The organism is Mucilaginibacter celer, from assembly GCF_003576455.2.
Lineage (GTDB): Bacteria > Bacteroidota > Bacteroidia > Sphingobacteriales > Sphingobacteriaceae > Mucilaginibacter > Mucilaginibacter celer.
The window spans coordinates 2,683,173-2,708,703 of record NZ_CP032869.1 but is presented as its reverse complement, the minus strand read 5'-3'; the positions used below and the strand labels follow the sequence as shown (position 1 = coordinate 2,708,703).

The 25,531-nt window shown below is 43.8% G+C and carries 20 protein-coding genes; 14 read left to right on the top strand and 6 right to left on the bottom strand.

Features of this window, described 5'->3' with window-relative positions:
* A complete protein-coding gene (locus HYN43_RS10660) occupies positions 1–933 on the bottom strand; it encodes a hypothetical protein (protein WP_119409333.1) in 933 nt (310 codons plus the stop codon).
* A 117-nt stretch (positions 934–1,050) separates the two neighbouring features.
* Positions 1,051–2,772 (bottom strand): lysine--tRNA ligase, encoded by a 1,722-nt coding sequence (gene lysS / locus HYN43_RS10655; RefSeq protein ID WP_119409332.1) that lies wholly within the window; start codon positions 2,770–2,772, stop codon positions 1,051–1,053.
* Between the two features lie 202 nt (positions 2,773–2,974).
* Here lysS and HYN43_RS10650 point away from each other — a divergent pair, with 202 nt between their 5' ends.
* The 8 genes from HYN43_RS10650 (at position 2,975) to HYN43_RS10615 (ending at position 14,082) form a co-directional block, all read left to right on the top strand.
* Complete coding sequence (locus HYN43_RS10650; RefSeq protein ID WP_119409331.1) at positions 2,975–3,868, top strand: SMP-30/gluconolactonase/LRE family protein; 894 nt, start codon at positions 2,975–2,977, stop codon at positions 3,866–3,868.
* Positions 3,869–4,205: 337 nt separating this feature from the next.
* A complete protein-coding gene (locus HYN43_RS10645) occupies positions 4,206–4,709 on the top strand; it encodes a glycosyl-4,4'-diaponeurosporenoate acyltransferase CrtO family protein (RefSeq protein WP_119409330.1) in 504 nt (167 codons plus the stop codon).
* Positions 4,710–4,905: 196 nt separating this feature from the next.
* Positions 4,906–7,278 carry a response regulator gene (locus tag HYN43_RS10640; protein ID WP_119409329.1) on the top strand — a complete coding sequence of 791 codons (2,373 nt, stop codon included), beginning with the start codon at positions 4,906–4,908 and terminating at the stop codon, positions 7,276–7,278.
* 589 nt (positions 7,279–7,867) lie between these two features.
* Positions 7,868–10,249, top strand: a complete 2,382-nt coding sequence (locus HYN43_RS10635) for a TonB-dependent receptor (protein ID WP_119409328.1) — start codon at positions 7,868–7,870, stop codon at positions 10,247–10,249.
* Between the two features lie 42 nt (positions 10,250–10,291).
* Positions 10,292–10,870 (top strand): RNA polymerase sigma-70 factor, encoded by a 579-nt coding sequence (locus HYN43_RS10630; RefSeq protein WP_119409327.1) that lies wholly within the window; start codon positions 10,292–10,294, stop codon positions 10,868–10,870.
* A gap of 4 nt (positions 10,871–10,874) precedes the next feature.
* Positions 10,875–11,825 carry a FecR family protein gene (locus HYN43_RS10625; protein ID WP_119409326.1) on the top strand — a complete coding sequence of 317 codons (951 nt, stop codon included), beginning with the start codon at positions 10,875–10,877 and terminating at the stop codon, positions 11,823–11,825.
* Positions 11,826–11,829: 4 nt separating this feature from the next.
* Positions 11,830–13,566, top strand: a complete 1,737-nt coding sequence (locus HYN43_RS10620) for a carboxypeptidase-like regulatory domain-containing protein (protein WP_119409325.1) — start codon at positions 11,830–11,832, stop codon at positions 13,564–13,566.
* 45 nt (positions 13,567–13,611) lie between these two features.
* Entirely contained in the window at positions 13,612–14,082 is a 471-nt protein-coding gene (locus HYN43_RS10615) for a RidA family protein (protein WP_119409324.1), read from the top strand.
* A gap of 290 nt (positions 14,083–14,372) precedes the next feature.
* On the opposite strand, the gene HYN43_RS10610 is transcribed toward HYN43_RS10615, so the two are convergent.
* On the bottom strand, positions 14,373–15,353 hold the full coding sequence (locus HYN43_RS10610) for a GlxA family transcriptional regulator (protein ID WP_119409323.1): 981 nt from the start codon (positions 15,351–15,353) through the stop codon (positions 14,373–14,375).
* Between the two features lie 160 nt (positions 15,354–15,513).
* Between HYN43_RS10610 and HYN43_RS10605 the strand changes: the two genes are divergently transcribed.
* Positions 15,514–15,933 carry a DoxX family protein gene (locus HYN43_RS10605; RefSeq protein ID WP_119409322.1) on the top strand — a complete coding sequence of 140 codons (420 nt, stop codon included), beginning with the start codon at positions 15,514–15,516 and terminating at the stop codon, positions 15,931–15,933.
* A gap of 69 nt (positions 15,934–16,002) precedes the next feature.
* Positions 16,003–16,575, top strand: coding sequence for a dihydrofolate reductase family protein (locus HYN43_RS10600; RefSeq protein ID WP_119409321.1), 573 nt, complete (start codon positions 16,003–16,005; stop codon positions 16,573–16,575).
* Between the two features lie 48 nt (positions 16,576–16,623).
* Here the strand turns inward: HYN43_RS10600 and HYN43_RS10595 are convergent, their stop codons facing one another.
* Entirely contained in the window at positions 16,624–18,240 is a 1,617-nt protein-coding gene (locus HYN43_RS10595) for a carboxylesterase/lipase family protein (protein ID WP_119409320.1), read from the bottom strand.
* Between the two features lie 226 nt (positions 18,241–18,466).
* On the opposite strand from HYN43_RS10595, the gene HYN43_RS10590 reads away from it, so the two are divergent.
* The 3 genes from HYN43_RS10590 to HYN43_RS10580 all read left to right on the top strand — a co-directional run bounded on the left by HYN43_RS10590 (position 18,467) and on the right by HYN43_RS10580 (position 20,116).
* Entirely contained in the window at positions 18,467–19,231 is a 765-nt protein-coding gene (locus HYN43_RS10590; RefSeq protein WP_119409319.1) for a hypothetical protein, read from the top strand.
* 125 nt (positions 19,232–19,356) lie between these two features.
* Positions 19,357–19,809 carry an SRPBCC family protein gene (locus tag HYN43_RS10585; RefSeq protein WP_119409318.1) on the top strand — a complete coding sequence of 151 codons (453 nt, stop codon included), beginning with the start codon at positions 19,357–19,359 and terminating at the stop codon, positions 19,807–19,809.
* A complete protein-coding gene (locus tag HYN43_RS10580) occupies positions 19,790–20,116 on the top strand; it encodes an ArsR/SmtB family transcription factor (RefSeq protein ID WP_119409317.1) in 327 nt (108 codons plus the stop codon). Before HYN43_RS10585 ends, HYN43_RS10580 begins: the two co-directional genes overlap by 20 nt.
* Before the next feature lie 220 nt (positions 20,117–20,336).
* Here the strand turns inward: HYN43_RS10580 and HYN43_RS10575 are convergent, their stop codons facing one another.
* Both HYN43_RS10575 and HYN43_RS10570 read right to left on the bottom strand, forming a co-directional pair.
* Positions 20,337–21,656: an IS4 family transposase gene (locus tag HYN43_RS10575; RefSeq protein ID WP_281024319.1), complete on the bottom strand. Its 1,320-nt coding sequence runs from the start codon at positions 21,654–21,656 to the stop codon at positions 20,337–20,339.
* A 732-nt stretch (positions 21,657–22,388) separates the two neighbouring features.
* Positions 22,389–22,952, bottom strand: a complete 564-nt coding sequence (locus HYN43_RS10570) for a DoxX family protein (protein ID WP_119409315.1) — start codon at positions 22,950–22,952, stop codon at positions 22,389–22,391.
* Positions 22,953–23,034: 82 nt separating this feature from the next.
* On the opposite strand from HYN43_RS10570, the gene pdxR reads away from it, so the two are divergent.
* Positions 23,035–24,519 carry a MocR-like pyridoxine biosynthesis transcription factor PdxR gene (gene pdxR, locus HYN43_RS10565; protein ID WP_119409314.1) on the top strand — a complete coding sequence of 495 codons (1,485 nt, stop codon included), beginning with the start codon at positions 23,035–23,037 and terminating at the stop codon, positions 24,517–24,519.
* Positions 24,520–25,531 lie beyond the last annotated feature (1,012 nt).

Sequence of the window (25,531 nt, the reverse complement as noted above, 5' to 3'; positions counted from 1 at the left end):
TTATTTTGTTGTAGAAGAAGTGTAACCTTTAGGGAATTTTTTAGTGTATTCGTCAATATCAATAATTTGCTTGCTATCTATACGGTAAAGGATGCGGCCGGTATATTCTTTGGCCGCAGCACTGGTGTCATCAATGGCGTGCGATTTATGAAGATATTGCAGAGCCAACTGTTTCAGCGAATCCTGCCCGTTTTGGGCATACAAGCAGGCATAGGCCGAAGCGACGCCCGCCCAGGATTGCGACGAGGTAGAATCCTGATCTAAAACTATTTTTGATGTTTTTAAAAAGCCGGCGTAATCCTTTTTATCAAAGGTAGCACCCAATTGGGCAGTAAGTTTTAATGTGCTGATGTGGAATGCAGAATCAATATCGGCGCACTTATCAAGCTCGGCCAATGCTGCTTCTGATTTGTCTTTTGATAAAAGTTCAATGGCGTGAAAATAGGCAGCAATCTCGGCTATATCGCGGTTTTCGGGTACTTTTTTTGCTGCTTTATCCATCAAAACATAAGCACCGGAATAATCTGCTTTGGCAAATTGCCGGTTGGCTGCGTTCATGCTGTTAAAACTTTCAAAAAAGCGCCAGTTCCAGAATAGGGAGAAAACAACAAGCGCCACCAGGCCGCCTAAAAAGAATTTTACCCAGGTGGGGAAAATCTTTTTTTCCAGGTCGGCATTACATTCGGTACAAATAGGGTAAACCCCAAGCTTTTTTAAGGGGCTGCCAAAATCTGTTTTACAGAGCGCACATACCGAGTCTTTGGGAGGAGCCTCTGCAGGTTGTTCCTGTTGGTTTGCTGAAGGTTCTTCCTGGGTGGCAGGCGTTTCTTCATCTCCCGAAAAACTGATGCGTAAATGTGGATTGCCTTGTATTAAGGCCGGGTTTAAAATAGAATCCCGTTTTGATGACGGGGCAAAAGGGCTTAAATTCATCAATGTGATACGATTAGGGTAAAAACAAACAACGGCAAGTTAATTTCCGCCGCTGTTTGTTCTCTATCGTAAAAATATCACAAAAAATGGATATTAAAAATTAAGGCAATATTAATTTTATGCAAACCAGGCCATTACCTCATCTTTGGTAGGCATGGTAATATCCAGTTTTAATTTTTTGCGCATCCCGCCCAAATCGTTAAATACTTTGTTAGGGTTGGCTGCTTTCAGTTCCTCAACGGTATTAAAGCCCATTTTATTTAACACCTGCACCCATTCGGCAGGTACGCCAATGTTCACAAAATCATCAGTACTGGCCACTTTCGCTTTTTTCTCAGGGCGCATTTGCGGGAAGAATAATACTTCCTGGATAGTGCTTTGGTTAGTCATCAGCATCACCAGTCGGTCTATACCGATACCTAAGCCTGATGTTGGCGGCATGCCGTATTCAAGGGCGCGTAAAAAATCATCGTCCATAGCCATAGCCTCATCGTCGCCGCGGCCAGCCAGTATCAGCTGCTCTTCCAAACGCTCACGCTGATCGATAGGATCGTTCAGTTCCGAGTAGGCATTGGCAATCTCTTTACCGTTTACAAAAAGCTCAAAACGTTCCACCAGGCCGTCTTTGGTACGATGTTTTTTGGCAAGCGGGGTCATTTCAATAGGGTAATCAGTAATATAGGTAGGCTGGATGAGGTGGTGCTCAACCTTGGCGCTGAAAATCTCGTCGATCAGTTTCCCTTTACCCATGCTTGGGTTTACTTCTATTTTCAGTTCGGCACAAACGTTGCGTAAGCCTGCTTCGTCCATGGCCGATACATCGATACCGGTATATTTCAGGATGGAATCATACATAGATAGTTTTTCGTACGGGCCTGCAAAGTTGATCTCGTTGTTGCCAACCTGTACAACCGGGATGCCATGTACGGCACGGGCTACTGTTTCCAAACATTCCTCAACCATGGCCATCATCCAAATGTAGTCTTTGTAGGCTACATAAATTTCCATGGCGGTAAACTCGGGGTTGTGGGTGCGGTCCATGCCCTCGTTACGGAACATTTTACCAAACTCGTACACGCCATCAAAACCGGCTACGATAAGTCTTTTCAGGTACAACTCGTTAGCGATACGCAAAAACAGCGGCATATCAAGCGTGTTGTGGTGTGTAGCAAATGGGCGTGCCGCAGCTCCGCCATGCACAGCCTGCAAAATAGGGGTTTCAACCTCCATCCAGCCTTGCGCGTTAAAGTAATTACGCATAGCGCTGATCACTTTTGAGCGGTTAACGAAGATTTGTTTGTATGCCGGGTTAACAGTTAAATCAACGTAACGCTGGCGGTAACGCAGTTCAGGATCGGTAAAGCCATCATGGATGGTACCGTCGTCTTCGCGTTTAACAACCGGAAGCGGTTTCAGTGATTTTGAAAGCACAATCAGTTCACGTACGTGAACTGAGATCTCGCCGGTTTGCGTGGTGAATACGTAGCCTTTAATACCAACATAATCGCCAATATCAAGCAGTTTTCTAAATACGGTGTTATATAACGTTTTGTCCTCACCGGGGCAAATTTCATCTCTTTTCAGATAAATCTGTACCCGGCCGGTTGAATCCTGTATTTCGGCAAATGATGCGTTACCCATAATGCGGCGGGTCATGATGCGGCCGGCAATTACAACATCCTGGTAGGCCTCGGGTTTATCCTTAAAATTATCGGCAATGTCCTGAGCCCAGGCGTTAACATTAAAAGCTTCGGCAGGGTATGGGTTAATACCCAGTGCACGTAATTCCTGTAAAGATTTGCGACGAAAAATTTCCTGTTCGGATAATGCAATACTCATGTGATGTACGGTATTTTAATAAAGGTGCAAAAGTAGCGTTTTTATCAATCTTTTTTATCAAATATTTGATAAGCTGCACAGTTATCGCCGTAAGTTATCCACCATACAAAACCACTACCTGTATCAAATATTTTACCCCGATAAAATAAATGGTTTTAAAAATAGGCTACTTTAGCGAAACCAAATAAAACCTGTACCAACCATGAAAAAACTTTCTGCAATTATATTGGTGTTATCTGCGCTTACCGGCAAGCTATCGGCACAAACCGAAACCGGCCTTTACGATGCAGGCACCAAAGCACAACTGGTAGCCAAGCAATTTTCATTTACCGAAGGCCCGGCTGTTGATAAAAAAGGTAATGTGTTTTTTACCGATCAACCCAATAACAAAATCTGGAAGTATGATACCGAAGGTAAACTCTCGGTATTCCTGGATAGTGCAGGCCGCTCAAACGGGATGTATTTTGATAAAAAGGGCAACCTGATTAGCTGTGCCGATGCCGATGACCAGCTATGGTCAATCAGCCCTAAAGGTAAGGTGACCGTATTGCTTAAAGATTATGAGGGCCATAAGTTTAACGGGCCCAATGATGTTTGGGTACGCCCTGATGGCGGCATTTATATTACCGACCCCTATTACCAGCGCGATTACTGGACACGCAAACAACCCGAGCTGGACGGTATGAAACTGTATTACCTGCCCAAAGGCAAAGGCCCGGCTGTGATGGTTGATGATAAGTTTGTTAAGCCCAATGGTATTATCGGTACTCCGGATGGTAAAAACCTTTACGTAGCCGATATCGGCGATAACAAAACCTACCGCTTTGATATTAACAAAGACGGCTCATTAACCAACCGCATTTTGTTTATTGCCATGGGATGCGATGGCATGACTATCGATCAGCAAGGCAATATTTACATGTGCGGCAAAGGCGTAACCATTGTTAATCCAAAAGGGGAAAAAATAGGCCACATCGATATCGATGAACCCTGGACGGCCAATATCTGCTTCGGCGGGAAGAATATGGATACCTTGTTTATCACGGCATCCAAGGCAGTGTATACCTTTAAAATGAATGTAAAGGGTGTTAATTAATCCCGTTATTCCAAAGTGTTCCATTTTTAAAGGTGGAACACTTTGAGTAAATTGTAAAAATGGAACATCTGATAATCAGTGTGTTGTAAAATGTCAAAAGAGCCCGAAATTAAAACTGGAACACTTTGGTATTGATAATCAGCTGTTTGTGAAAATTGGAAATGAAAACTGGAACACCCCCGTTTTTAAAAGTGGAACACTTTGCTATAAAAACTTTATATAAATTATTTAATAGGCTATTTATTAGCTTTTTATGATTTATTCCTGATAAATTTTGGCTGCCTGTTGTAAAAACAGACCGCCAATAGCAGATATTCGATAAAAGTACCGTATTGCCATGAACCAATTCATTAATTTTTTTTGGACGATACTTTGTTTTGCCGGCGTTGTGGTGTATTGGGTTTCAGCGGGATTATCTCCCGGTTTCTACATTTTTATCGCTCTTAGTTTTATTCCGGCCTTGCTACCGCAAAAAATACTGGGCAAGCTTCAGCTAAGCAATAGCACCCGGTTGTATCAACGTTTAGGCGTGCGGTTTATCCGCAGGTTTGTTCAGCATGGCGATATTGCAAACCGCATCTCCCGCAAAAATAAACCCGGTTATACGGCTATCCCTCAAAAAAACAATCCCGCTATGTATCTTAAAACCATCGCTATGTATGAGCGCTTTCATTTCATGTGCCTGCTGTTTTTCCTGTTTAGTACCGTAGCTGCTTTGTTGGATGGTCGATATATTATCGCTGCAGTCATCATGATCTGCAATATCATTTATAATTGCTGTCCCATTTTATTGCAGCAGTTTAACCGCATCAGGATCCGTAGGTTAACTGAAACTATTTAAGCTGTACGTGAAATTAACCTATTGTTTATATCAACCATTAACTCCAACTAAATAATTAAATATATTCTGCAGGGTTGTTATATTCACACCTTAATAATAAAAACTGCATAAAATGCTGCTGCTTTTTGGCAAAGCATTTGCACATAGGTAAAATCCTAATACCATCAATTAAATTTGCTGGTGTTTTATTTAAGCGATGAAAATCAGGTGGCTTGTTTGTATTTTGCTGTTTATGCTGCCGGGCGTGTTTACCAAACCTGCCAGGGCTACCAACTATGTAGCAGCGGTACACGGTGTGCTGGACCTGCGCGACCATCCTGTTGATAACAAAATTGAACTTCGCGGGTACTGGCAATTTTACTGGAACCAGTTTGTTAATCCCAATGATACCGCCGGCATTAAAAACCGCCTGCTGGTTGAGTTCCCCTTTAAGTGGAATGGCTTTAAATGGAAGGGGCAGGAGCTGCCGGCCTACGGCTACGCAACTTACCGGCTCACTATTTTACTTCCTCCGCGCAGCCATGACCTGCGCATTTCCATGCCCGATGTATACTGTGCCTACCGCCTGTTTGTTAATAATAAGGAAATGGCATCCAACGGACAGATCAGCACCTCCGAAACCGGTTTTGTACCGCACTGGGAATATAAAGCTGTTGATTTGCCTGCCAATGCCGATACCATCAGGCTTACGCTGCAAATAGCCAACTTTGTACACAGCAAGGGTGGCATCAGCAAACCGATGTTTATAGGACCGCGGGATACCATTGCGCTCGCCCGTCACCGCGCCGAGGGGATTGATTTGCTGCTTACCGGCTGTTTAATTATGGGCGGTTTGTTTTTCCTGGGTTTGTATTTGCTGGGCAGCCGGGATAAGGCAATCCTGCTGTTTGCCCTGTTTTCGCTGGTTTACAGTTATCGCATCATCGGCACAGATAATTATGTGCTGCACAGCCTGCTGCCCAATATTAACTGGTATGTAACCGCCCGCATAGAATACATGAGCCTGTTTTTGGGGATAGGTCTGTTTGGTTTATACACCCGGCACCTGTACCCGCTTGATGTAAACAAGCGCATTGTGGATGTTATTAACGGTATCTGCGTTTTGTTTGCCTTAGCCTCATTGGTATTACCCGCCTGGATCTTTACCCAACTGGTTAATCCCTTTTTGGGCGTAATGTTGTTTTGCCTTGTATATATTCCATACGTGTACTCGCAGGCCTGGCGCAATGAAAGGCCGGGCTCGGTATATGCTTTGTGGAGTGCATTTGCTTTGATGACGGTATTTGGTATCTCGCTGTTCCATTACTGGGCTCTGATCCCGCCATTACAATTAGTTAGTTTTTTAGGGTATCTAACTTTCTTCTTTTTACAATCCCTGGTGCTGGCGCACAGGGTATCTTTCGTATTAAAAAAGGCACGGGCCGATGCCGAGCAGGGGTTAAAAGTTAAAAGCGAGTTTTTAAGTACCATGAGCCATGAAATCCGCACACCGTTAAACTCGGTTATCGGTATGAGTCACCTGCTGCTTAAAAGTAATCCGAGGCCCGACCAGGTGGAGCACCTCGACGTAATGCTGTTTTCGGCCAATAACCTGCTGGCTATCGTAAACGATGTGCTGGATTACAACAAGATAGAGGCGGGTAAAATCACTTTCGAACATATTGAAATGGACCTTGCCGCCATTGCCCGCAACGTGGTAGGCGGTTTGCAAACCACGGCCCATGATAAGGGCATTGGTTTAAGGCTCGATCTGGATAAAAAACTGCAGCACAAAGTTCTGGGCGACCCAACCCGTATTTCGCAGGTGGTTACCAATCTGGTACACAACGCTATCAAATTTACACCCAGCGGCGAAGTGGTGCTGGGTATCGAGGTAAAGGAGCAGACGGAAACATCGGCCACCTTAATGATATTTGTGAAGGACACAGGCATAGGCATCCCCCGCGGTAAACAAAAGCTGATCTTCGAGCGCTTTACCCAGGCCGATTCGTCTATTTCCCGCAGCTTTGGGGGTACAGGTTTAGGCCTCGCCATCAGCAAAAAAATCCTCGAACTGCAAAACAGCGCCCTGCAGCTCATCAGCGAAGAAGGTGTGGGTTCGATATTTTACTTCGTTAAAACATTCGAAAAAGTTGCCCGTAAAACCGCACCGGCCGAGGTTAAGACAAAAACCGACGATGCCGATAAGCTGCTTAACGGCATCGATATTTTACTGGTTGATGATAACCCCATGAACGTGCTGGTTGCCCAAACTTATTTAAAACGATGGGGGGCCACTACCAACGTAGCAACCAACGGCCAGGAAGCCCTGGATATGCTGGATACCAACAAACACCGACTGGTGCTGATGGATTTGCAGATGCCCGTTATGGATGGTTACGAAGCCACCAAACGCATGCGGCTAAATGGTGTGCATATCCCAATTATAGCCCTCACGGCCAACCTGCCCAAAGATGTAGAGGAAGATGCCTTTAAAAACGGCTTTGATGATATTGTAATGAAACCCTTTTTGCCCGATGAACTGCGGGGCAAGGTTTTACACCATGTTTTTAAGCAGGAGATTGTCTGAATCAGAATTTACAGAATTTGGGAATTAACAGAATCTAATCAATCGCAAAATTAAGATTGTCTGAATCAGAATTTCCGTCCCCTCAGGGTCTCTCGCAGATTTAAGTTTACCCATAAAAATCGGACCTGCTAAATGTCTTGTTTTGCACCTCTGGTGCAATAAATATGGGTGATTTGATATTACTACAAACCTTTTGCACCTCTGGTGCACCTATCATGGCGCTATAAAAGAAATAAAAAGATTGACAAATTATCAAAATCCCCCAGAGGGGGTAAAGGTTTGTAGAAAAACACGCTACGCTCCTTCCGAACCCCAGAGGGGTTCAACTCAAGTTGCTATTCAATTTCACCAATGCTGTTTTGTGGGTAAACTTAAACTCGCAGAGGACCCTGAGGTATACACAGGGTGTTTGTCTGAATCAGAATTTACAGAATTTGAGAATTAACAGAATCTAATCAATCGCTGAAATTCTGTAAATCCTAAAATTCTGTAAATTCTGATTCAGATAATTTTCACTCAGACAAAAAAATTTTCATTTCCCCATAGGGGTAAAATAATCCTGGCGTGTTACGGGAGAAATTTTACTGAAATGAATAAATTATCTTCCTTATTGCTTCTCTTTACTTTTCTGATATCAGCATCCCTCGGCATAGCGCAGGTTAAAAACAAACCTGCATCATTTACCCAAACCATCAGGGGTATTATTGTTGATAAAGGCGCCAAACAAACCTTGCCCGGTGTTATGGTTAAAGTAACCTCGATTGAGCCCGGCAGGGCAGCGGCTACCGATGCTAACGGTATTTTTCATATTACGCAGGTGCCGGTTGGCCGCCAGGTGGTTGAAGCCACTTATGCAGGTTATAACAAAGTGGTATTGACAGATATATTGGTGATCACCGGTAAAGAAACCGAACTAAATATCGAACTTGAACCCGCCAATACCCAGCTTAACGAAGTTGTGGTAAGCGCTACATCAAATAAGCGCCCGATTAATTCGATGGCGATGGCCAGCGGCAGATCGTTCTCGCCCGAGGAGACCAACAGGTACGCGGGTGCACTTTTCGATCCGGCGCGGATGGCGCAGGGTTTTGCAGGTGTGGTTGCCGGTGGCGATAATAATGAAATCATCGTACGCGGCAACTCGCCCAAAAGTTTGCAATGGCGTTTGGAGGGCATCGAGATTGTGAGCCCTAACCATTTTAATAACGAAGGTTCGGCAGGTGGCGGGGTGAGTATGCTCAATTCCACTGTTATTGGTACTTCTGATTTTTATACGGGTGCTTTAGCCGCCGAATACAACAATGCCACGGCAGGTGTTTTTGATCTCCGTTTCAGAAAAGGCAATACCGATAAACGCGAATATGCTTTCACCGCCGGCGTACTTGGTTTTGGAGCAACCATGGAAGGGCCGTTTAAAAAAGGCGGCAATGCTTCCTACCTGCTTAGCTATCGCTATTCAACGCTGGGTTTGTTAAACGCGGTAGGTGTAAAAGTATCCGATTCGGGCGTGCCCCAATACCAGGATCTTTCATTTAATATCGTTTTACCTACTAAAAGTGCCGGTACATTCTCGCTGTTCGGCGTTGGCGGCGCAGGCAGCGATAACAAAAATGCAGATCGCGATACCGCCAAATGGGACGAGCGTATTGATGCCTGGGATTTGAAGTACAGCTATCACTCGGGCAGCGCCGGCTTAAAGCACATTTATATTGCCAATAACAGGCTCAACTTCAGCAATATTATCTCGGTATCACAAAGCCGGCTTTCTACAAAGGTGGATACACTAACCAGCAAGTTTGAGCCGAGCCTGTTTCAAAATAATCATTATGATAATGGTGCGGTACGCTATGCGGGTATAGTTAACTATCGCACAGGCAATAACAACAACATCCGCGCGGGCCTTAATGCAGGTTTCCTAACTTATAACCTGTACGATTTGGAATACCAGCGCGATGATAAAACGCTAAAAGAATTGCTGAACCAAAAAGGCAATGCATCCACCTTTGATGGCTTTATCCAAAACAAACACGAGTTTGGCGAAACGCTGAGCCTGAATACAGGTGTTCACGTTAACTACTTTAACCTGAGCAAAACCTGGAGCTATGAGCCAAGGGCAGGCATCAACTGGCGTGTAACTCCCGATCAGGAGCTGTCATTAGCTGGTGGCATCTACAGCCGATTGGAACCTCTATCGTTTTACTTTGCAAAAAGCGCCACATCAAACGCGGCGGTAAGCAGCAAACTATCGCCAACCAAATCGGCGCAGTTGGTGGCTGGCTATGAAAAACTGTTTTCCAATCACCTGAAATTTAAAACAGAGGCCTATTATCAGCATTTATATGATGTGCCGGTATCATCCGATCTAACCGATAATTTCTCGGTGCTGAATGTATCGGATAATACAGCTATCAGCGGGGATGATTATCGTTCATTGGTAAACAAAGGTACCGGCAAAAACTATGGCGTGGAGGTATCGGTGGAGCGCTCACTGAATAAAGGCTATTATTTTATGATCACCTCGTCGGTATTCAACTCAAAGTACAAAGCGTTGAGCGGACAGGAGTTTAATACCACTTTCAATACCCAATACGTAACCAATTTGGTGGCAGGTAAGGAATGGGCTACCGGCGATAATCATAAAAACCTTTTCGGCCTTAACGGAAAGATCATTTATGCAGGCGGCCGCAAATACACGCCAATTTTGGTTGATGAAACTTTTAAGCGCGATGAGCAGATCATCGATCAATCCAAAACCAACACATTAACGGCCGATCCCTATATTCGTGTCGATTTTTCGGCCAGTTATCGCATCAACAGTAAAAAGGTATCGCATTTTTTGCTGCTCGATATTCAAAACCTGTTAAACAGGCGCAACAATACCGGTTTGTTTTACAACACCAGCAAGCGGATCATCGAAAAAAATAAATGGATAGGGATTTTCCCAACCATCAATTACCGCATAGAGATTTAATAACCCAATGTTTAACGGGCTTTATGCCCAAACAACCAGATTGTGGATTTAAATAACGAACAATTAATTCCCCTGCTGCTCTCGGGCGATGAGGCAACGTTTGAAGGGGTTTACAAACACTTCATCAGGCCGCTGCACGTGTACGCCATCTCTATTTTAAGGGATGAGGATACGGCTAAGGGCATGGTGCAGAATGTGTTTCTGAAATTATGGGAACGCCGGGAGCGGCTGCAGTTTTCGGGCTCTATCAAAGCCTACCTGTACGGCGCTGTATATAATGAATGCCTTAACAACCTCAGGCATCAAAAAGTAAAGGTTGATCATCAGCAACATGTATGGTATATGACGAAGGATAACGCGGACGAAAGCACAGGCATGGAACTGCTTGATTTAAAGGAGAAACTACAGCAGGCCATGAATGAGTTGCCCGAAAAATGCCGCACGGTTTTCCAGCTAAGCAGGTTTGAGGACCTGAAATACCAGGAAATTGCCGACGAGCTGGGCATCTCGATAAAAACAGTCGAAAATCAGATGGGTAAGGCCCTTAAAACGCTACGGCTTAAACTGGTTGATTACCTGCCGTTATTGATATGGTTTATTAGCAGGGCTTTAAATATTTAAAACGATGGACGAATTATTAACCAAATACATGCTTAACGAAACCACGCCGGTTGAGAATGAAACCATCAGCCGCTGGCTTGAACAAAGCGAAGACAACCGCAGGTATTTTAACCATTTTAAACTGATTTGGGATACTGCGCGCAACCTTAAAACAGAAAGCAAGCTCGACCCCGAAACATCCTGGGCCGAGTTTAAGCAACTTGCCGCCAATGTTAAACCAGGGGCAACAGTGCGATCAATCAGCCAACCTAAACGCTGGTTGAGGGTAGCGGCTGTTTGGCTTGCCATTTTTGGTTGCGCCGCACTGATCTATACATTAAATAAACCCGGCAAGCCCAATATATTAACGCTGCAAAGTAATAACGCGGTGAAGAAGATCACCCTGCCGGATAGCTCGGTAGTAACGCTGAACAAAACCTCGCAGCTTGTTTACCCCGATAGGTTTGCCGGCAACACCCGCGAGATTAATTTAAAGGGCGAGGCCTTTTTTGATGTAGCGCACGATAAAAGCAAGCCTTTCATGATTCATGTAAACAGCGTAACCGTAAGGGTTGTAGGCACATCGTTCAACATAAAAAGCGCGGGCGATAGTACCGAGGTTATTGTGGAGACAGGCATAGTGCAGGTGATACAGCAGGAGGTAGAGGTGCGCCTGAAACCAAGGGAGAAGGTGATGGTAAAATCGGGCAGGTTTAAAAAAGGGAGTACTCAGGATGATTTGTACAGCTATTACCGCACGCAAAAGTTTGTGGCCAACAATACCCCGCTATGGCGATTGGTTGAGGTGTTGAACGAGGTTTATCACGCAAACATTGTTATCGATAATAAAAAACTGGGTAACCGTGTCATCACTACAACATTTAAAGCGGATTCGCTTGATAATATCCTCAAGGTTATTAAAGATACGTTCGGCGTAGAGATCATCCGGAAACCGCATCTCATCATAATAAAATAACACGATGGAAAAGAGATTAAACATACTATTCTATATATTCCTGGTGCTGGCAGGCTGCCTGCTCATCACCGATGCCCTTGCGCAAGACAACCTGAACCGGGTAGTGGCGCTTAATGTAAAGCAAAAAAAGATAGCCGATGTACTTACCGTTATCGGCGAAAAAGGGAAATTTTATTTTTCGTACAGTAATGATGTGATCAAAACTGATAGCGTGGTGAGCGTCACCACATCGGGCCAGACCATCAGGAATTTGCTTAATGAGTTTTTTCACGGCAAGGTTGATTATAAAGAGGCGCAGGGTTACATTATCCTGAGGCCAACGCCGTATCGTTTATCCCTGGTTCCCGATAGTGCCATTAATCCCGCCAATGTATATTACATCAGCGGGCATGTGCTTGATGATAACACAGGCGCACCGCTCGAAAATGCCAGCGTATATGATAAAGGTACGCTGGCCTCCACACTTACAGATGCAGGCGGCTATTTTAAACTAAAAGTAAAGGCCGACGGAGTACTTACGCTTACCGTAAGTAAGGAGATGTATAAAGATACCAGCATCAACTTTTTAAGTAATGTAAATGTATCCATCAAACCCCGCAATTATTACTACAGCGAAGGTGCCACATCAACCAAAACCGAACGCAGCTGGCTGGGCCGCATGTTTGTATCCTCGGGTCAAAAAATCCAGAACCTTAACCTTGGCGGCTTTGTATCTAAAGTACCGGTGCAAACTTCCTTTTTACCCGGTTTAGGTAGTCATGGACTGATGAGCGGGCAGGTGATTAACAATTTTTCATTGAATTTATTGGGCGGATATAACGGCGGGGTAGATGGTGTTGAGTTGGGTGGTTTGTTTAACCTCAACAAACAGGATGTTCAATATATGCAAGCCGCCGGTTTATTCAACGTGGTTGGCGGCAACAGCGAGGGAGTGCAGTTGGCAGGTATCAATAATAATGATTTAAAAAGCATGAAGGGATTGCAGGCCGCGGGTGTTTTTAATATGGTGAAAGATACCTTAACAGGCGTACAGATAGCCGGAATTTTTAACCACGCAGGCGGCTATGTTAATGCTTTCCAGGCGGCGGGGATTTATAATTATGATAAAAAGGATAGCAAAGGCTTTATGATTGCCGGACTGGCCAACGTAACAGGCGGAACATCAAAAGGGGTACAGGTTGCCGGCATAATTAACAAAGCTCACGTTATAAAAGGTTTCTCGTTCGCGATGGTAAATGTTGCCGATACGCTTGATGGTTATGCCATTGGCCTGGTTAATATTTCAAAAAACGGCTATGCCAAAATATTGGTTTACAGCGATGAGATAACCACGGCCAACCTTGCTTTTAAAACAGGTAATGCTAAATTATATTCGGTTATTTCGGGCGGTGTTAATTTTACTGATCAGCATACGTTTTACAGTTACGGCTTTGGCGTGGGGCACGATTTTATTTTTAATGATCGATACTCGCTCTCGGCAGAGGGTTCAACGCACATACTGTTAGCCAAAGGGTGGAAAAATCAAAACCAGGTAAACAGGCTTAGTGCCTTGTTCAATTTTAAAGCCGGATCAAAATTTGGCTTTTTTGCCGGGCCATCGTTTAATGTGTATACCAATTATAGCGATCATGCCGGGGACAGCGATATCCGGCAGATCATCAAAAATAAGCCCGGTTTAATTGACTGGGGTAACCGCACCAAAGGCTGGATAGGCTGGACTGCAGGGATCAGCTTGTTGTAAGTATGCGGTAATATCAGCAACTTTGATTCAGCTAATTAAAAACCTATGAAAAAGCTCCTGCATCTTGTTTTGTTAATGATTTCATCTGCCTGTTTTGCCCAGCAAGGCGGTAAGGATCTTGAATTTTTAAACCCGCCAACGGTTGGTAAACCATTCGGCTATTCGCATGCAGTGGTGGTTGATCTGGGTAAATACAAAATGGTCATCATGTCGGGCCAGGTAGGTTTGGATCAGGACGGCAAACTGGCCGGCAACGGCGACCTGAGCAGCCAAACCGAACAGGTGTTTACCAATATCAAAAATATTGTAGAAGCCGCCGGAGGCACCATGAACGATCTGGTAGAGCTGAATTATTACCTGATGGATGCGTCGCAGGTAAAACTGGTGCGCAGCATAAGGGATAAATTTGTCAATACCAAACAACCACCCGCAAGCACACTGGTGCAGGTAAGCAAGCTTTTTAGGGATGATATTTTGATTGAGATTAAGGCTGTGGCGATGATTGGGAAGAAGTGATTTGATTTCGGATTTCGGATGTTCGATTTCGGATTTTTTTTTGTTGGGATTACACCGATTTTGTCAGGACGGGGATTTGGGGGGGTAGGATGAACAGGATTTTTGTCTGAACTCGAATTTATCGAATTAAAGAATTTATGGAATTTACTTATCGCTTTAAAATTCTGGCCATTCCTTAATTCAAAAAATTCCGGTTCAGACAAAAATAAAAATCCTGCCCATCTCCTAAATTCCCCCAAATCCCGATTCAGACAATATTCTGTAAATTCTAAAATTCTGTAAATTCTGATTCAGACAACCGCCGCCTCTTTATTATACTTATTCCGGTAATCAATAGGCGATAAGCCCGTTATCTTTTTAAACACCGTGCGGAAAGCCTTGGCATCGGTATAACCAACCTCCCACATTACTTCATTAATGTTTTTTGGCGAGGTTTCCAGTTGTTTTTTTGCCGCCTCGATCTTTACCCGCTGAATATATTCGACCGGGGTATTGTTGGTGGCTTTTTTAAACCTGCGCTCAAAATGCCTCCTGCCTATGGCGTATCTTGACGACAGGTCTTCAACCGAGATCTTCTCGGTAACATTATTTTCAATGTATTCCTGCGCCTGTTTTATCGGGTCGTCTTCGTGTTTCTTTTGGCCGGTGAACATGGCAAAAGGCGATTGACTTTTGCGGTCTATTTCCAAAGCATAAATTTTGGCGGCCATAATGGCTATTTCCCGGCCGGCATATTTTTCAATCAGTAATAACAGCAAACTCCAGTAGGAGGTAGCTCCTCCGCTCGAGTAAAGACCCTGCTGCTCGGTAACAATCCGCCCGTCAACGAGGGTAACTTCGGGAAACATCGCCCTGAACTTTTCGGCGGTGATCCAGTGACTTGAGCATTCCCTTCCATTTAACAGGCCGGTTGAAGCCAATATGAACGAACCGATGCACAAACTGGCCACTTCGGCGCCGTTGTTATATTGATTGATGATCCATGGTACAAACTCCTGGTTCACTTTAACCGCATTTTCAAGGTCGCCGCTAATGGCGGGGATGATGATGATATCAGTCCGGTGCAGATCGCTCAGCAACAAATCCGAGTGTACCGAGAACATGCCGTTGTGTACCTTGGTATCCCAGGCAAGGCCAATCATCTGCACCTCAAAAACCGGCTCCCTACCCATCGATTGTAAAAAATCGTTAGCGCCGGTAAATATGGTGCGGGCGTCAACAATGCTTGCCAAAACAGCTTCGTTGGGGATAAGGATGCTTACGTGTTTCATGTATAGATTTTTGTAAATTGGTTTTTGATAAAGATAAAAAACACAAAAGTCGCAATCAACCCCTTTATTCGTCCTTTTTGCACACCATTCAATTTTGGTGGCGGGCATACCTTTGTATCGTTAAGCAATCAAAATCAAATCACAAAAAAACAATATCATCATGAAACCAAAAACAACTAAAATCCTGTACTGGATCTTCACTATTTTATTTGCGCTGGCTATGCTTGGCGATGCCTATGGCGGTATAACCATGCAACAGGCCGGTAAAGAATCGCTGGCTAAATTAGGTTACCCGATGTACCTGCTGGTAATTATGGGTTCGGCAAAAGTTTTGGGCGTTATTGCCATTTTGCAAACCAGGTACAGCACCATTAAAGAATGGGCTTATTCAGGTTTTACCATTAGCTTCATCGGTGCATTTTTATCGTGGACTGCCGTTGGCACTGCCGAAACAGTTAATCTTATTGCGCCCCTTGTAATGCTTGCTGTGATGTTTTTTACCTATTACCTATGGAAAAAATACGAGCAGGTGAAAGATTTGTCGGTTACCAATACGGTACTTGCCGGCAATGCTGCGTAGCCTGGTAACTACATCATTTTAATTCATATACCGGGCGGGTAAAACTGCCCCCGGTTTACTATTGCACCGATGCGCAAACTCATAGTATCTGTAAACATTACGCTGGATGGCTTTGTAGCCGACACCGGCGGCGGGCTCGACTGGCACCTCCAAAGCTGGAGCAATGAACAGGCTTATGCGCTCGCCGAAATATTGAGCCGTGCAGATACCATATTATTAGGTCGAAAAACCTACCAGGCCATGGCCGCCTACTGGCCCTGGCAGGCAAAAAACGTAAATTTTCCGCGCGAGGATATTGCCTATGCCGAAATGATGAACAACCACCGCAAGGTGGTGCTTTCAACAACTATGCAAAATGCATCGTGGCATAATTCGGTATTGATAAACAGCGATGTAAAACGCACGTTAAGCAATTTGAAAAAGCAACCCGGCGAGGATATTCTTACTTATGGCAGCATAAGTACGGTAAAAAAGCTGGCCGCTTTTAACCTGGTTGATGAATACCAGTTGTGGGTGCATCCGGTGAGCTTAGGGCAGGGGTTACCGTTTTTTAAGACACCCAAGGATGATTCAGGGCTTAAGCCGGTATCAAGCAAAATATTTGAATCGGGGGTGGTGCTGATGGTTTACAGGCATATTTAAATAACACCCCGCGCTTGTTTGCAAAAGCGCGGGGTACTACAATTTGTATTATGGCTTCGGTGTAGCCGATGCAACAATTTTCAATAACTCATCGTCCGGATGATTTTTAAGTACGCATTGGTTATCCAGTATCATCGTTGCCCCGTTTTCGGCAGTGTAAGCAGACCATTTAGGTAACGATGGGGTGTTGGGATTACCTGTTCTGGCAAAATTGATCCAGGCGCTGCTGATTTTATCGGCCAGCGCATAAGCTTCCTTGCCACCGCCTGTCATTTCCTGGCAGCGCGCAATGTTATTAAACTGGAAAGCAATATCCATACAATGCATAGCCTTATACATGCCGCCATTTACAGGCGATTGCCAGGTAAACAGGTACATATAAACAGGTGCCGCACCGCTAACCGCTTTTTCGTTAGCCTGTTTGATAGCCAAGGTGCGGAAGTTAAATTCGATATCGGTATACCCCCCAGGTGTTGAAACCGTAGGATAGGCGGTTTTTACGGCGGCCATAAAAGCATCAGTTTTATCACCGTATCGTTTTTGCAGGCTGGCTTTCAAATCATCCATCGTTTGGTTTTTATTGGCCGGCATAAATGCTGCAAATTCGTTTTTGGTGGTGCCCACTAACAAAGGCACGTTTTTAGAAAGTTCCTTAGCCATAGGATCAGATGGCTGATAGGGAAGAAAATCTCCATCTAAAGCAGGTCCCCAGCCGTTTATGCCTTTACCTTCCTTGCGCAGGTCGGCAGCTACTTTGCGCATGGCTTTTTTGCCTGCTTCGTTTAAAATATCATAGGGTATTTTCTGCAGCGAATCAACCTGTGCTGGTTGCAGGTGAAGTTCATCCAGCAAAGCCGCAGCAACTTTTTGGGTAACCGGTTTTTCATTAAAATTGGTGATGTAGCTGCCGCTTTCAACAATAGCGTTTTTAAACAGCCCTTTTACCGATGGCGCATTCATGAGGCTGGTAACCTTGCCGCCCCCGCCAGATTGGCCGAAGATGGTCACATTATCCGGATCGCCGCCAAACTGGGCTATGTTTTCGTGTACCCACTGTAAAGCCAGTTTCAGGTCAAGCAAACCGGCATTGGCCGAGCCTTTGTATTTATCTCCATACGCCGAAAGATCCAGAAAGCCGAGGATATTTAAGCGGTGATTAACCGATACCAAAACCACATCGCCCTTTTTTGCAAGGCTTTCACCATCATATGATGGCAGCTCGATTGAGGAGCCGGCTGTAAAGCCGCCGCCGTGCAGCCATACCATCACCGGGCGTTTTTTGCCATCGTTCAGTTTTTGTGTCCATACGTTTAGGGATTGGCAATGTTCGTTCTGGTAACCCAGGTCGTGCTGAAAGGCAAATTCAAATTCATCGTTTACCGTAAGCGTTGGGTCGGTAGGGCAAACGGGGCCGTAGGTTTTTGAGCTGCGTACATCTGTCCAGGGTGTTGGTTTTTCGGGGGCCATAAAGCGGTCGGCTTTGGCGTAGGGGATACCTTTAAATGTAAAAATGCCATTATGGATGTAGCCTTTTACCTTACCGCTGCCGGTATTGGTTACTGCGATATCGCTACCCGCCACAACGGGTTCGGCATTTTGGGCGAGTGCCGTGGATGACAAAACACAAGCAAATAAAAGCAACAAGATAGTACTGTTTCTTTTCATGATATAATGGTTAATTGGTTACAAAAGCACACTGCCCCAAAAGGCGGGCAGCAAAGAAGAAAAATACCTCTCTTTTAGAGGATACTTATTGTGTAAATATAACACAATGGGTTTTGTAAAAACAATTTATATCAGATTTTTTACGTGGATAATTTAGGCAGATAAATTACTGCTCTCCGAACAATAATGATATGTAATTAACTAAATTTAATCAATTTACTATATTATGTGCGCACGCCTGCTTTATATAATTGTTGCTTTTTTTTGTATTTGTTCGTGCGGCGGTGCCCGGCACAAAGGTGATAAGCTTAAACCTAATGCCGATGCTGCAAGCGAGGAAAAATCAGTTGATACGTTGGCCCAAAAGCCACAACCGGCATTCGGTTATCGTTTTGTTATTTCCGGCGATTTTGACGGAGATGGGAAGCAGGAAAAATTAGTCGAGCATTTCTGTGATAGCACAGGGGCGAAGGAAGTTGATAAATTTTTTAAAGGCGATTATGATGACGATGTGAAAATGCTTCATAGCAGAAAATGTCATTCGTTCCTGAAATGTGATAACAATTTGATTGACGCGCCACCTATTGAGCCTCTGCCCAATTTTGGATTACTTTTTCTAAAAAACGAGGGCGATCTAAACGGCGACGGCAACGATGAGATTTCCTTTGTAACCAATAAAGCCGATTGGTCAAACCTTAATGATTATACTATCATGACCTACAAACATGGTAAATGGGAAACGCTGTATTGGTTTCCGATATGGGAGTGGCAGTTACCTGATTTGCCACGTAAGGCTTATAATTTAAAACTTTACGGTAACCAGGAGGATGTAATCGATACTACGGATCAGCGGTTATTAAAAGAACTTGAAAGCTTCAGCGGTCTGGTAAAAAAGATCAATAACAAAAAACTGCAGATTATCTACAGGAGCCGGGATATCTCAGCAGATACCATTATAGTTAGCTTAAAAAATCATCACCCTAAACTATAATTTTCTTAAACAGGTTTTCTTAAAACATCAGATAGACGGGCCATAAGCGCATCAAAATATTTTAAAATAAAATTGCGTAACTTCAAAGTTACCTATATATTTGAGTAACCTAAAAGTTACCTATTATGTCAAAAATCATCAAACACCAGTTTTTCTTCGCTCATCCGGCCGAAATGGTTTGGGAGTATCTTACCAACGCCGATCTGATGGCACAATGGATCATGAAAAATGACTTTCAGCCTATCGTAGGGTTCGATTTTCAGTTTAGAACAGGCCCGATGCCTGCGCTCGATTTTGATGGTATCATCTATTGCAAAGTATTAGAGGTAGTACCTTTTGAAAAGCTTTCGTATTCGTGGAAGAGCGGACCGGGTGACGGCGTAATTACACTCGATTCGGTAGTGATCTGGAAGCTGGAACCGAAAGAAAACGGCACCGAGGTTTTCCTCGAACACAGCGGTTTCTCGGACACCGTAAATCTCGACCTTTACAACGCGATGAACGGAGGCTGGGCACAAAAACTTCCGGCTATCAATAATCTTTTAAGTGCTGCGCAACATGGCCATACCAACGCTTGATGCTTTCCAGGTAATTGCCGATCCCAGCAGGCGGAAAATGCTGATGCTGCTCTCGGCAGATAGCCTCACCATTAACAGCCTTGCCGAAAATTTCGACATGAGCCGCCCTGCAGTATCCAAGCATATCAAGATCCTGCAAACTGCGGGCTTTATTTCAATACAGGACCAGGGGAGGGAGCGTTATTGCACCCTTAAGCAGGATGGCTTTAACGAACTGCAGAAATGGATAGATTACTTTGACAGCTTCTGGGCTTCAAGGCTTAAAACGCTGGAAACGTTGTTGAACAATAGTAAATTACCTAACTGATGTTACCATGGTACTGATAAAATAACTGTCAAATTCAACAAAAAGCGGAGGAATTGTGCGGTTCCCCTCTTTGAGAGCAGGGCTGTTGTATTCTATTTTATATTTCGCAAGTTTGAGCGTCCACGCTCGAGCTATCCGGGAAGTAAGCGTCCACACTTACACTAAACCGGGAGCGTGGACGCTCTAACCTCGAATAATTCAAGCTTCTACGCCATAGCCGTTAACTTAAGGAAAAGAACACTTCATTCAGTATATGTAGACTGGCTTTTTTTCCTTTTTTAGGTTCAATAAGAAGATTCTTCACAACGCTGGCTGAAAATAAATCACACCAAATGGTAAAATGCAGTTTTCCGCTAACAACCATTCTCAACAAGTGAGAGCATTGCCTGGCCTGCTTAAAAAACTTCCATACGGAGCAGGCATTATCCGGTGAATTTTGCCTAATAAAGTTCGCCAAACATCGGAATATCTTCCAGTTAAGGATTATCCAAATGAATTTAGCCATCAACTGGCATTCCAGTCGTTCTTTTTTTACAGCTTTAACTTTGTGCATGTCGAGCAACGATTTCCATGTCTTAAATACCAATTCAATTTGCCAACGTAAACGGTACAGTTGAATAACTTCTGTAGCATTGAGTAACTCAATTGTTGTATTTGTAATAAATATGCTAAACCGGCAGCGGTACTTATAGTCATCAGTAAGTTCATAACCAACGCTTTTGGCCCGTATTTGAGCCTTCCGGATCCTTTCAGACCATACTTTTTCGGGTACAGGCACAGCGATCAGGCGGCAATCAAAGGCTTCCTCTCCCTTTCCTATAGTGACCATTGTTTCAAAACGATTACGCTTGCTTAGTTGCATTTCCTGATAAAGTGTATGCCAATTAATCGCTTTTCCCGTACTGCGCGAGATCGGTTTCCAGCCCGGATGCAGCCTGTTAAGGAAAAAGGCTTTTTCTGTAGATACCTTCAGCAAATATCCGTGGGTAACATAGCCAAGGTCACGGATATGCAAATCTCCCGCCTTAATATCCTGTAAGCTTCTTTTTGAATAAGCTTTATCATTTTCAGATACTTTGGTCAATTCAAGGGTTTCCCAGTTACCTTGCTTAAGATCAAAGGCATACTGCATATTCATCAAGGCCTTGCTTCTGGCTCCGCCAAACCCAGGATAATCATCTTTATATTGTTGAGGTAAGGCAAATTTGCATGAATCTGTAATCATTACCCGGGTAAAAGGCTTCCAGTCCTTTCCGCTTTTTATATCCAGCTTTTGGGTGATCTGTTCTGCCAATACTGATTTTAAAAAACTGAAGCTATGTTCATTAAACCGTTTGTGCAAGGCTACTTTACTCAGCGATTTTTGATGTTGGTGAGCCAGATCGTTACAGCAATCCTGAAGGCTTAGCCTGCTATGGTCGAACTCGCTGAACATCAGCGTATCGATAAACTCTTTTGGCTTAAGTTTAGAAGTCCTTTGCAAAAATCCAGTTCTGCGGGCTATGGTATCAAGTTGTAAAGGATCAAGGAAGCCGGCTATATTGTTTTTTAATGCAGATGAGCAACTTGTGATAAATGCCTCCTGATTGAAAATAAATGGAACTTTTCTCCTACAAAAGAGTTCAATCTTAAAAAAAAATGTCTATATTTAAATAGAAAAAGGCGGTAAACGTATGGTAAACAACCGCCTTTTTATTGAAAAATAAAACTATACAAATATGGGAAAATCTAAGTGGTTTTGCCCATCGGCGAAGCCCCGCCTATACAACATCTTAAAAAAAACTTCTCAAAATTTCCTTAAGTTAACGGTTATGGCGTAGACGCTTGAACTTGCGAATTTTTAAGAGTTTCTTCCGTTTCCTCAGGGTCCTCTGCGAGTTTAAGTTTACCCACGAAACAGCATTGGTGAAATTGAATAGCAACTTGAGTTGAACCCCTCTGGGGTTCGGAAGGAGCGTAGCGTTTTTTTTCTACAAACCTTTACCCCCTCTGGGGGATTTTGATAATTTGTTAATCTTTTTATTTCTTTTATAGCACCATGATAGGTGCACCAGAGGTGCAAAAGGTTTGTAGTAATATCAAATCACCCATATTTATTGCACCAGAGGTGCAAAACAAGACATTTAGCAGGTCCGATTTTTATGGGTAAACTTAAACTCGCAGAGGACCCTGAGGTTTTCGGTTGTCGTTGCATGGAAGAAGCAGTTGCAAAAAAACTGCCGAGGTATACCTAAAAAAGTTTGTCTTAAATTAAACCACCTCGCTTCCCCGTTTAAATCCGGTACGATATTTTTACAAATGCCCTGATCTGGTCAATATCTGCAAATTCAGCATAAGGCTCTTCGCGCTCAACATTGCGCTGAGCGGATTGGTATGCGCTTAACTTCCTGTTAATTTTGCACGATGCCAGCCAGTTATCCAAACTCCAGGAATATTGGGTTAGCCCGGCCAGTAAAAAGCTTGCCGCACTTAAAGTGAAAACCGAATAGCCCAACGGAGATTCAATACCGAACGAAATTGCCATCGCGATAGCAAAACATAAGCTCAGCACGCCGCTGCCTATAGCCGCCATACGGGTAAACAGGCCCATGATAAGCAGGAGGCCGAAGCCGCCTTCGCCGATGCTGGCTATGGCAGCTAATGGGTTTACCAATGCAGGAGGCAGGAAACTCATTACCTGTTTGGCGTAGGCTGTAAAATGTTTCCAATCGCCCCAGCCTACATGGGGCTGGCCGTTGATGCCTAACAGGCCGAGACGATCGGCTACTTCCCACAGGTAGCTGATGCCGATGGCTAACCGGAGAAAAAAGGATGATATTTTTTGATTAATTGACATGGTTTATTTTGTTTGATGATCAAAAATACCATGGTTGTGGACTATGTTTGTAGTCCACAATTTACATTAGCGATAGTCCACCATGATGCTCATCGAAAGTTTGTTAAGTATCGATAAAAATAGCCAGGTGCCTGTGTATCTGCAAATAACTAATGGCATTATCAGCTACATCAGGCAGGGGATTTTAAAACCAGGTTCTGCGTTACCCGCCAGCAGGGGATTAGCAGCATCATTAAATGTGCACCGCAAAACGGTGGTGGCAGCTTATGATGAGCTGTATGCCCAAAGCTGGGTTGATGTTATTGCCCGTAAGGGGATTTATGTAGCCAATAACCTGCCCGATGTTACTGCCAGGCCTATTGATAAAACGGTGCAGAAACACAGGCTTGCCGGTAAAACATCATTTAGGGTGGATGATGACCGGGTAAACCACCGTTCGGTATTTAAAGAGATGCCGGAGGGTAATATCACTTTTACCGAAGGATTTCCTGATACCCGGATAGCCCCGGTTGATTTAATGGTGCGCGAATACCGCCGCATGGCAGGCTATCGCTTTACGCATAAATACCTGATGTACGGATCTGAGCAGGGATCAGAAAACCTGCGGAACGAGCTTGCGCGTTTTTTGGGCGAAACAAGGGGCTTACATGTAGCAGCGGATGATATCCTGATTACCAAGGGCGTACAAATGGCGCTGTACCTGTGTGCACAGGTGCTTATCAATAAAAACGATATAGTTATTGTGGCCGATCCGGGATACATCGGTGCCAACGAGGTGTTTGAACAGGCCGGCGCAAAGCTGGCTTTAGTGCCGGTAGATGAGCATGGCATAGATATCGACGCGGTAGAAACCATTTGCGCCGCAAAAAAAGTGCGGATGTTATACGTTGTACCGCATCATCATCAGCCCACCACCGTAACTTTAAGTTCGGAACGCCGCATGCGCCTGCTCGAGCTGGCCAGGAAATACCAGTTTGCCATTATTGAAGACGACTATGATTTTGATTTTCACTATACCTGCGGACCGATATTACCACTAATAAGCGCCGATTACAACGGCAATGTAATTTATGTAGGTTCATTTTGTAAAACCATAGCACCCGGCATCCGGATAGGTTTTATGGTAGCCCCGCAAAACTTTTTGCAGCAAGCCATCCGTTTACGCAGGCACATTGACAGGCAGGGCGAGCATTTACTGGAAGAAGCCATGGCAAGCCTGTTAAAAAACGGAGATATAGGCCGCCACCTTAAAAAAGCCAATAAACTATACCACGAAAGGCGCGATACGCTTTGCAGCTTACTTAACCGACAAATGGGCCATTTGATTGAATTTAAAATCCCAGACGGCGGTTTTGCCATTTGGGTAAAATACCTGAACGGCGTTGATTCGGCCCTGGTATCCGAAAAAGCAAATGAATTGGGCTTATCGATAGGCGCAGGGACAGATTATTATTACGACAGAGCATTTAAGCACAGTTTTGTAAGGATTGGTTTTGCATCATTAAACGAAAAGGAAATGACGGAGGCCGTAGAGATTTGGAAAAGGGCTATCATAAGGGCGCTTTAGTGATGCACATGCAGATTTTGGCATAGGGGTTTAAACGGGGCATTTGGCTGTTTTCTCAATATGTTGTCATGTTTGTGGCAGGTTGTGTCAGGTTTTTAAGCGGCTGATTTTATGTCAAAATTGCCGCGTGTCATGTATGTGACAAATTGTCGCTTATTTTTTTTCAAAATGCTAAGCGGTTTTGTTGATGCTGATAGGCTTACGTTTTTTTGACAAATAAATGTTCGATGCTAAATTTTAAGGGTCATTTTCCTGCCGATTGAAATAAATCCTGAAAAATATTTCTTCAAAAATAATTTATCTGCGGATTGCCGTTTCGGGCCGAAATTATTTGATAAAAAAGAGCTTTTTAATTTTTTCTACCCCTAAATGAGCGTGTTTTTCTGATTCTGAATAAAAAAATAAAATTTTTATCGCTTAAAATCCTCTTTTCATCACTCTCTTTCAAAAAAACTTAAAATTAAAATTGACGATTTTTTGCCTAAATGATTGATTTATAGCGCCAATTTTTTAGTGGCACATATTTAGCGCAATCGCCGCCGGGATAGGTACAATTGTTCTTGCATCCCGGCCGCAAGGCATGCCTGCAGGAACGGTTGTGTTATTCCGCAAAAATTAACTCAGTAATCAAAATATTTAAAAATTAAAGTTATGTTAACCGTATTAGAAGTTGCCCTTTTCTTAGCTGTAATCATTGTTCCTTTAACTCCTGCCAGAAAAACTGCAAAGTAATTTTAGGTAAATAAAAACAGTTAATGAATGGGCGGCCTTTGGTTGCCCATTTTGTTTTATGCCCGTTATACTCCCAGATTTGCGTAATCATTTTTATGCAGAGACGCGGTATCTACTTAAAAGCAAATAGCTTCTTTTAAATTGTTTAAAAACACATAAAAGCCGTAATTGCGGATAATCATCAGGGAGCCCGAAAAAATGTAAAGATCTTGTAAGAGAATTGACTTTTGGAGGGGCTGCGCGCGGGGCCGCGTTAGGGATAGGAGCGTAAAGCCCGGAG